At 38.3% G+C, this 8543-nt stretch carries 11 protein-coding genes; 4 read left to right on the top strand and 7 right to left on the bottom strand.

All coding sequences use genetic code 11. The annotated features are described in order from the left end of the window. The first annotated feature begins 2 nt into the window (after positions 1-2). The 4 genes from RM529_RS15030 to RM529_RS15015 are packed head-to-tail and all read left to right on the top strand — an operon-like array spanning position 3 to position 2833. Complete coding sequence (locus RM529_RS15030) at positions 3-620, top strand: conjugal transfer protein TraK (RefSeq protein WP_311485570.1); 618 nt, start codon at positions 3-5, stop codon at positions 618-620. Positions 621-665: 45 nt separating this feature from the next. Then, positions 666-1595: a conjugative transposon protein TraM gene (gene traM, locus RM529_RS15025; RefSeq protein ID WP_311485569.1), complete on the top strand. Its 930-nt coding sequence runs from the start codon at positions 666-668 to the stop codon at positions 1593-1595. Positions 1596-1626: 31 nt separating this feature from the next. Beyond that, on the top strand, positions 1627-2460 hold the full coding sequence (locus RM529_RS15020; protein WP_311485568.1) for a DUF4138 domain-containing protein: 834 nt from the start codon (positions 1627-1629) through the stop codon (positions 2458-2460). A 7-nt stretch (positions 2461-2467) separates the two neighbouring features. Further along, a complete protein-coding gene (locus RM529_RS15015; RefSeq protein ID WP_311485567.1) occupies positions 2468-2833 on the top strand; it encodes a hypothetical protein in 366 nt (121 codons plus the stop codon). A 37-nt stretch (positions 2834-2870) separates the two neighbouring features. On the opposite strand, the gene RM529_RS15010 is transcribed toward RM529_RS15015, so the two are convergent. From RM529_RS15010 to RM529_RS14980, 7 genes are all read right to left on the bottom strand, one after another. Next, on the bottom strand, positions 2871-3875 hold the full coding sequence (locus tag RM529_RS15010) for a PDDEXK nuclease domain-containing protein (protein WP_311485566.1): 1005 nt from the start codon (positions 3873-3875) through the stop codon (positions 2871-2873). Between the two features lie 212 nt (positions 3876-4087). Further along, positions 4088-5668: a type IV secretory system conjugative DNA transfer family protein gene (locus RM529_RS15005; protein WP_311485565.1), complete on the bottom strand. Its 1581-nt coding sequence runs from the start codon at positions 5666-5668 to the stop codon at positions 4088-4090. A 13-nt stretch (positions 5669-5681) separates the two neighbouring features. Beyond that, positions 5682-6713 carry a MobB family relaxase gene (gene mobB / locus RM529_RS15000; RefSeq protein ID WP_311485564.1) on the bottom strand — a complete coding sequence of 344 codons (1032 nt, stop codon included), beginning with the start codon at positions 6711-6713 and terminating at the stop codon, positions 5682-5684. 11 nt (positions 6714-6724) lie between these two features. Next, on the bottom strand, positions 6725-7105 hold the full coding sequence (locus RM529_RS14995; RefSeq protein WP_311485563.1) for a BfmA/BtgA family mobilization protein: 381 nt from the start codon (positions 7103-7105) through the stop codon (positions 6725-6727). Between the two features lie 544 nt (positions 7106-7649). After that, positions 7650-7847 (bottom strand): hypothetical protein, encoded by a 198-nt coding sequence (locus tag RM529_RS14990; protein WP_311485562.1) that lies wholly within the window; start codon positions 7845-7847, stop codon positions 7650-7652. Positions 7848-7857: 10 nt separating this feature from the next. Next, positions 7858-8307, bottom strand: a complete 450-nt coding sequence (locus RM529_RS14985; RefSeq protein ID WP_311485561.1) for a JAB domain-containing protein — start codon at positions 8305-8307, stop codon at positions 7858-7860. Between the two features lie 74 nt (positions 8308-8381). Beyond that, a partial coding sequence (locus tag RM529_RS14980) for a single-stranded DNA-binding protein (protein ID WP_311485571.1) occupies positions 8382-8543 on the bottom strand: 162 nt, incomplete at its 5' end.

Genomic DNA, 8543 nt, shown 5'->3' with positions numbered 1-8543 from the left:
AAATGAAAACACCTTATAAAAATATTTACGCCGTCCTTAGAATAAACCGGTTCATTGTCTTGGCCGTCGTAATCTGTTCCTTATTGTCCAGCTTTTTTGCCGTTTGGATGGTATTCGACATCAATAAAAAAGCCTTGAACAATGCTTTTGCCATCAATACTGATGGAAGTATCATTCCTTTGAAGCTCGTTACTCAAAAGGAAAATTTTAAAGTTGAAGCCTTGGCTCATTTAGAACTTTTTCACAATTATTTCTACAACATCGATGCAAGCAATTATGAAAAGAACTTGGAAAAGGCACTATGGCTTGGGAACAGTTCTGTTGACAACCTCTACCGTCAAAAAAAGGCCGATGGTGTCTATAATCGGTTGTTGCAATATTCATTAATCCAAAAGGTGCTCAGCATTGATTCCCAAATCCAGGAAAAGAATGGGACATACAGCTTTAGAACTGTTACCATTTTCGAAATCAACCGGGGATCGATTATCGATACGTACGAGTTGGTTTCCACCGGAAACCTTATTGCCGTTGATCGGAATTTCCCCAACAATCCACACGGATTATTGGTCACCAACTATTTCGAGAAATCCCTTAAAAAACTGAACAATGAAAATCCATAACCTGCCCAACGGTCAGGCGGGTGGATAATTAAAATACCAATGATTATGAAGATAGAAAAGAAAAAAATAGTCTTTGCGGCCGTATTGGTCGTGATAGTACTATTCCTGATTTCCTATTCCGTGATGGTAATGGGCGATGATGAAAGTGAGAACGAGAACCTTAAAGAAACATCGGTTCCAAAACTCGAAGAGGATCAAAAAGAATACAATTCCAAACTGGATGCCATCAATGATTTAAAGGAAGTACGTGAAACCAACGCGCCAAGCATCTACGATGACAAGTTGATCGATTCCCTGGGCTTTTACGATGCGGATTTGCCTGAAAAAGAAAAGGAGCGCATTGTGGATAGTATTTACACCGCAGGGAAAATTAAGTATTCCGAAAAAAATTATCAGAATATTAGCGCTACGAAAGCTGTAACCAAAGTCGCAAACGTAGTTGACTCCGCAGAAATAAAGGCTGAACAAAAAATTAATGCCAAGGAAATGGGGTTGGAACACCAGTTGTTCTTTGCCTCTGATCCGAAGGAAAGTGATATTTCCATTTACGGAACAACGGATGCCGTTATTTATGCAGTTGTGGATGGCAATCAAGTTGTCAAGGCCAATTCACGTTTGCGGATGCGCCTGACCAAAGCCGCTACCATTAATAGCAAACAGATTGCAAAAAACACTCCAATCTACGGTTTTATCAGTTTTCAACCCAATCGGGTGTTGATTGAAATCGAGAATATCGAACACCATCCCACAAAGTTGAAAGCCTTCGACCTACAGGACGGTAGTGATGGCATATATGTGGAAAACAACTTTCGGGCAGAGGTCACCAACGAAGTTGTAGGTGATATGGTGGACGACATTAATATTGCCGGCTTACCACAGGTAAGCGGTTTCAAAAAGATATTTCAGCGCAACCACCGGAACGCAAAGGTTACCGTGCTCAACAATTACAAATTACTCCTAAAACCTAAATTATGAGCCCATAATGGGCATTTAAAAACTCATTCTTATGAAAAATTTTATTCTTATCTCAATATTTCTATGTGGTACAGCTTTCACTAAAGCGCAAACGCCCATTATACTCGATACGATTTATGCTAATGACCAAAAGAACGTTGCATTATTCTTCCCACAACCCATCCGCCAGGGAATTACGGGATCTGAAAATTTTGTGTTTACCTATAATCGCGAGAAAGAACAGTATTTCGGATTGCTCCAGGCAAAGCCGGGAATGGAAAGTAATCTTCTGGTGGTCAATAGAAATGGTTCAGTTTTTTCGTATATTGTAAAGTATAAGAAACAGCTTGATAGGCTAAATTATTTTATACCGAAGTCTAAAAGCATCGGTAATGAAAAGCCCATTGTTGCTGATTCGGCAAAAGTAAATGAGTCTAAGAAAGAGTTAGGAAATGAGGTCTATTATTACCAAAAATTCAGTTCCTATCTACTTGATCGAAAACAACGGATTGGCCGAATAAAAAAACGGAACGAGGGCATCGTTTTGAGCATTGAAAATATTGTTTTTGACAAGGATGAGCTTTACTTTGTAATCCAGATTGAAAATAAATCTACCTTGGATTACGATCTGAATTTCTTAAAACTCTCGGTTGAAACGAGACAAAAAGGTAAAAGGAAATCATTGCAACGCCTTTATCAAGAGCCAATTTTCAAGTATAATTCGCCCTCCAAAGTAGCAGAAAACGAAACCGTAAGATTGGTTTATGTGCTGCCAAAGTTTTCGATAAGCAATGACCGCAGGACGGTTTTAGAGCTTAACGAAAAGAACGGGGAAAGGAACTTAAAACTAAAAATATCGCATAGATTTATCAACAACCCTAATTAACATCGTTATGAAAAGAATAGCCGTTTTTTCGTTCGTAGTATTTTTTCTGTCCTGTGCAGGAAAACAGGATTTATCCCCCTCAGAAACTGCCCAAATCGTAGCCGAAAGTTTTTATCACGGTGATAAGACAACTTTAAAGGAATATACAACAGCGTCTGGATATGCAAACCTTTCCAGTATACAAGAAATGTTTACTGAGGATAAAGATTCTGAATCCAATTTTCAGATAGTGGATAAGAAAACCGAAGGCGAGGTAGCCTGGGTTAAATATTCAACATCGTATGACCCGAAACCAGGTGTTTTTAAAATGGTCAAGGAAGATGGTCAATGGAAAGTTACTCATAATGGGCCTAGGGATAAGGGGCCGTACTAGCTGAAAGAATACTTCATCAATTTGAACTATTAATAATTTATTTCAATTTTTTGCGAGCAATCCGCTCCCGAGCGGCAATTAGCGCATTGTGTATTTTTTGTTCCAATTCTTTTTTGGGAGGCAATTCTGTCCAATATTCAGCGACCATTATTCCATCTTTTTGCATCCCTAAAAGCTCTATTTGTTCTGAACTAGCCTCGGCACATAGAATCAAGCCAATTGGAAATTCCTCACCTTCTTGTTTTTCGTATTTATTGAGCCACCTAAGATAAAGTTCCATTTGACCTTTATAGGCTGCCTTAAATTTTCCGATTTTGAGTTCAATGGCCACCAATCGTTTTAGTTTCCGATGGTAGAAAAGCAAATCCAAATAAAAATCGTCCCCATCGATAATCATTCGCTTTTGGCGCTCTACAAAGGCAAATCCTTTTCCGAGTTCCAAAATAAAATATTCCAATTCTTTAAGGATGGCCGCTTCGAGATCATTTTCTAAATAGCCTTCCTTTAAACCCAAAAAGTCGAAAAAATATGGGTCTTTAAAGGAATGTTGCATTTCCGATTTTGCAGCGGGAAGCTGACTGTTTGCTATTTCTTTACGCTCAAAAGCCTTTCGTTCAATTTGTTTTCGTGTTTCCCTAACACTCCACCTTTCTTCTGCTATTTTATTGACATAAAAAGTTTGAGCTTCTTTATTTTTAATCGGGAAAAGTTCGACGAAATGAGACCAACTCAATTGTCGTGTTAGTGGAACGATAATTTGAAGGTCAGGATATATGTCGGCAAATTGCATCATCCTTCTTAAATTTCGAGTTCCAAAGCTATCCCCATATCTTTTTTTCAATTGTGACGACACTGTCGGCACTATATTTTTTCCGTACTCTGCACGTTCATTTTCCAGAATTTCTTCATTAATCCGTTTACCCACTTGCCAGAATACCATTGTCATTGTGCTGTTTACCTGTACCGCTACTTTTTGCTTACCCTGTTCGATAAGGTGGCTCAGTTCACTGATTAAACTTTTATGAAGGTTATTTTCGCTCATAAGATGATATTATTTGCAGCTTTTTAGTGATTAAAACTTGAAATAAAAAAGATTTCCAAGAATTTTCATTTTTATTTTTTTCGATCAATTCAAGGGATAAATAAATTAGGACCTTCCCGATATCAATAAGAAACAAAAGTAAAACAAAAACGTTACCACTTAATTTAATCACCCCCCCTTTAATATATCCACAATATTTCTCATTCAAAAAATTAATTAAATATAGACTTCGCCTCCGCATAAACCCGCTCAAAATTAGCCTCTAAATCAGCCAGGGTAATTTGCTTTGATTCCTCGGGAAGCGCTCTCTGAATCTTTTGTAATTTAAACTGCACCTTTTTATCCTCCCCATCCGCATAAGTAATAAATTCCCCTTGTTTTAAGCGGAAAAAAGCATCTGCCCGTATTTTCGGAATTTCACGTTCCCCGGTGGTAATGCGAGTATCAAAATCAAGGCTGTAACCACGGTTGATGCTGGTAGTTTCTTTTTTTACGATCTCAAAAAAGCGTTCATAATATTTTGCAGTGTCCGGATCATTAACTTTCCCAAAAAATTGATAGGAAAGGTTACTTAAAATAGCTTTGCTCGCTTTGTCACCATACATCATATCGTTCTGAATCTTGTCCTGCATTACGTAAATTGTGGCGATATCATAACTTCTTAAAGTGGCCGGAATTCGGTGCATATTTAATAAACGAATGGTTGGTGCTTCTTCCATCAACAAGAAAGAAGGCATACAATTGCGCACACTCATTTGTTTAACGATGGTATGAATTATTGTGGCAATCACAGGTGAATAAGAGGTCTCAAATTTAGGATTGTTCACTACTGAAATCACAGCAGGATTTTCCGGGCTATTAATATTAAGTGGTACTTCATCTGCGGAAAGTGCCATAAATATATTTTGCGTGCTTATTCGTTTCAGGGCATTGGCAAGGGTACTTTTTACTCCAGCAGTCTGTCTTTCGGAATCTTTGCCGCTAATAAATGCATCTGCCATCGCCCTGGAGGTCGTATTGGTCTCTAAAAATTTTATTAAGCTGTCGGTGTCCAAAAATTGATATATAGCGATTAGATGGGGTAAGGTGCAGAAATGCGGATAAGATGTCTTTAGTTTCCAGATCATTCCACCAATCAAACCTTCAGCCGCATCGTTAAAAAATTTAGAAGTTCCTGTAGTTCCCGATTCCCGCTGTTCCAAGAGATTTTCAATAAGTACCCGGGAAATCTCATTTACACTTTCTTCGTTTTCGAGATACCGGGGTGCAATTGGGTTTACCTTATGTATGATTTTATCAAAGGAGATTATACGAAAAGGAATATCCGGATTTTTAAAAAGCGGGTAGGCCATTTCGGTAAGTTCAAAGTCCTTATAGTCGTGAATTACCCCACAGAAATTATGTTCCTGAAAATGTTTTAGAAATCCGTAAACCACGCTTTCAGTTTTTCCACTTCCGGCAGACCCAATAATCGAAGCTCCACGTTTGATGTTTTCAATTTTAAAACTTTTCCTATCCGTTTTAAAAGTTACCCGATATTTTTCAGAGGTATTTTGCTTTAAATCCGTTTTATGCAGGAAAACGTAAAATATCGTATTAACCAACAATAAAGGACAACCTAAGTAAAGTACTGCTTTTATCGTATTCTGCGGATAATATACATAGGTTATCAATCCCAAAAGCAGCACCGTATTTAAGAAAAAACCATATTTTGAAAACCGATACAGTCCATAAAATACTGAAGCTGTCAAAATGATAATTAGGAGTATATGTATAGGATTGGCCAGTTGCATATTTGTTTTTCCTTTAGATACCTATTGAACTTGATTTTATAGCGATGTCCACACCACGCCTCAACCGATTGAATACCTTCATTGCCAGCTGTGCTTGTGTAACGGGGATACTTGGTAGCATTGGAATATCACTTTCTTTCATCATTCTAAAGGCGATCGCCCTTTCATTGATGGGCAATTTCATCAGCGATGCAAAATAGATTTTTGGGTTTTTGATAAAATCCTTCCGGGCCCTGTAAGTCTCAGCAAAGTTCCGTTGGTAACTGAATGTTCTATCAAATGTTTTCTCTGCCCGGTCAAAAAATTGATCACGGTCAAAGCCCCGTTTTACATTCTTACCGTGCATCTCGACTTCCGAGGCCTTATGCTTGCTCCCTGGTGAAAGGCTGAAGGTATTGGATGCATCCTTTCTGCTTACGATGATATGGATATGGCTTTGATTTCCTGCCTTTGGCATCCCCTGGACAATTCGCTTCCCGTCCTGTTGGTGCGGGGCTTCCTTTTCCAATCGGTCAACTTTATTCTGCAATAGTTTGATATTGCCTTCAGCTCGCCCTTCTTTAATGTTTCTGATTTCCGTTTTGAGCTGCAATATTTTGGTAGCAGAGGGTTGATTTTCCCTAATCTGCCAATCCGTACCCTTAAAAGTTCGTTGGTGTTCTATTTTTGCGTAATATTTTATATCATCGATGTTAATCGGTCTTCCGTTGATTTCCCTATTGAAGGATGCCACATAGTCCTTCATCAGTTCACGGGTGTATCTTTTTAGATCCTCGCTATTGTTCTGTAACCGGTTCAGTTCATATTTGGAAGGGCTGACCGTAATCGAATAGAATTTCGGTTCGGTCTTTTTGAGTTTGGCGCCATTTCCATCAATTTCCTTTACAACTTCATCCGCTGATATTTCATCATCATATTGATTGAAAAAATGTTCCATACCTGCCTGTTCCAGACCTTGGTTTTCCTTCTCCAGATAGCCCACAAAATCCGCTGAACTTGGCGAGTAATTGTTCCCTAATTTTTGAGGTGTGATGGTAATGTACATAGCTCTAAAAATTACAGTTCGCTGCTCCCATTTAGCTTTTCCCGAAAGCGTACCTCCTTCTTTTCTTCAATGATTTTCTTTTCCAAAATCAACGGTTTCTTTTTAGATTCCTCGGTCTGGAAAAGGCATTCCAACATTGCCACTGTGGGTTTGGTCTGGCTCTTTTCCATATCCCGCATTATGGCAATTACCGCATTAATACGTTTCTTCAGGGAAGCTTCGATTGTCCTTCCCGTAGGTCCTAGTTTTTCCATTGGAGAAATCTCATTATAGAAAAAAAAGTCAAGCATTGTTGCCATTGCTTCGGAGTGTGATTTGAAGTGTGTTCTTGAAAATTCCTGAAAACGTTTTGCCGTTTCCTTTTTGAACCTAATGCCGATAAATGAGTCCATAATTCGCCGATTTGTCGCAAATCATTCCCTAAAAATGAGCGTTCGCAGGGCATTTGTCGCAAATTGTGGAGGGTTCCGAAATTACAATATTTTCAAGTTGCTGAATATCAGCATTTTGAAAACGAAAAGGAGTGCTTAACATCGCATCGCGTGTTACCCTCTTGCTACTCCTTTTCGTTCGCCACAGGCGAACAAAAATTCCGTACAATTTGGCTAAAAGCCCATTGCCAATTTCAGGGAAAAAATTTCCCGTTATGTAATTTTTCGATGGGCAGGATTATCGGCGAAAGTCAAAAAATGGATACCCCTGCATAAAATTAAATGCTGAATTTCAGCGAAATAAAGATAGGTATTTTTCAACTTATGAGATATAATTTTCTTAAAAAAATAGCTTCTGTTTTTAGAAAAAGTATTAAATTTAAACAGTAGACCTTTCAAGGTCTAAAGAACAAAGGGAAAATTCAGGTAACAGCGAATTTTCCCTTTTTAGTTATTATATGTACCCCTGATAATTCAGGTGTTCTATTCTCATTGTGGTGAATTTTTAAATATTAAACACATAGGTATAACTGTATAAATTACGTAGTGCTTCCTCTTCGATCATGACATCAAAATTGGTGCAATGTTCTTTGGCATACTTCCGAATATCATCACCAAATTTTTGCTCAACGTCTTTTTTGGAACTTTCCAAAAGGCGTTCCTGGGCTCCCCCGTTCAAGTCTGAAAAATTGAGATAGATCATAACAGGTAATTTAAAGGATTCCCTCATCTGCAAAACTGTAATAATCACCATCAGGAGTAAGTATGAGATGATCTAAAATTTTAATGTCCAATAACTCTCCTGCCTTTTTTATCTTCTGGGTCAGTCGTTTATCGGCTTCACTGGGTTGTAAGGTTCCGCTCGGATGGTTGTGAAGTAAAATTACCGCTGTTGTTAAGCTCTTTAACAATACGGCAAATAAGATGCGGACATCCACTAAAGTCCCTGTTATACCTCCGTTGGACACCTCATAAATTCCTTTTACTTTATTGGCATTGTTGAGTAGCATTATTTTAAAGGTTTCGTGCAGTTCAATATTACTTTTATTCCATTGGCTGTAGGCTAAATCTGCCGCGCTTTGGGAGCAGGTTATTTTAGGAAGCGAATTTGCTTTTAAACTTCCGCTGTAACTTATCGTTATTTCATTAACTTTGGTTTTCATATTAACTTAATTTAAAGGGTTAATAATTAGAAGAGGGCGCATCTTTCGACGGTTACGCCCTCTTTAATTTTAAATTAATCGGCTGAATTATTGCCGTTGTTCGTTCCCAACAAAAGGATTTCATTGGCTTCCACTTCAGTAACATAGCGTTTCACACCCTCGTTGTCCTCATAGCTTCGGGATTTCAATTTCCCTGTTACCCCGATTTCCTTGCCCTTTCCGGCATACTTTTCGAT

Source organism: Autumnicola edwardsiae, assembly GCF_031846505.1.
GTDB lineage: Bacteria > Bacteroidota > Bacteroidia > Flavobacteriales > Flavobacteriaceae > Autumnicola > Autumnicola edwardsiae.
This window is presented reverse-complemented; position numbering and strand designations above follow the sequence as displayed.

Bases quoted from the DNA above. Each gene is read 5' to 3' on its own strand.
- RM529_RS14990 (WP_311485562.1), bottom strand. From the start codon at position 7,847: ATGATCTATCTCAATTTTTCAGACTTGAACGGGGGAGCCCAGGAACGC.
- RM529_RS15030 (WP_311485570.1), top strand. From the start codon at position 3: ATGAAAACACCTTATAAAAATATTTACGCCGTCCTTAGAATAAACCGG.
- RM529_RS15005 (WP_311485565.1), bottom strand. From the start codon at position 5,668: ATGCAACTGGCCAATCCTATACATATACTCCTAATTATCATTTTGACA.
- RM529_RS14995 (WP_311485563.1), bottom strand. From the start codon at position 7,105: ATGGACTCATTTATCGGCATTAGGTTCAAAAAGGAAACGGCAAAACGT.
- mobB (WP_311485564.1), bottom strand. From the start codon at position 6,713: ATGTACATTACCATCACACCTCAAAAATTAGGGAACAATTACTCGCCA.
- traM (WP_311485569.1), top strand. From the start codon at position 666: ATGAAGATAGAAAAGAAAAAAATAGTCTTTGCGGCCGTATTGGTCGTG.
- RM529_RS15015 (WP_311485567.1), top strand. From the start codon at position 2,468: ATGAAAAGAATAGCCGTTTTTTCGTTCGTAGTATTTTTTCTGTCCTGT.
- RM529_RS15020 (WP_311485568.1), top strand. From the start codon at position 1,627: ATGAAAAATTTTATTCTTATCTCAATATTTCTATGTGGTACAGCTTTC.
- RM529_RS15010 (WP_311485566.1), bottom strand. From the start codon at position 3,875: ATGAGCGAAAATAACCTTCATAAAAGTTTAATCAGTGAACTGAGCCAC.
- RM529_RS14985 (WP_311485561.1), bottom strand. From the start codon at position 8,307: ATGAAAACCAAAGTTAATGAAATAACGATAAGTTACAGCGGAAGTTTA.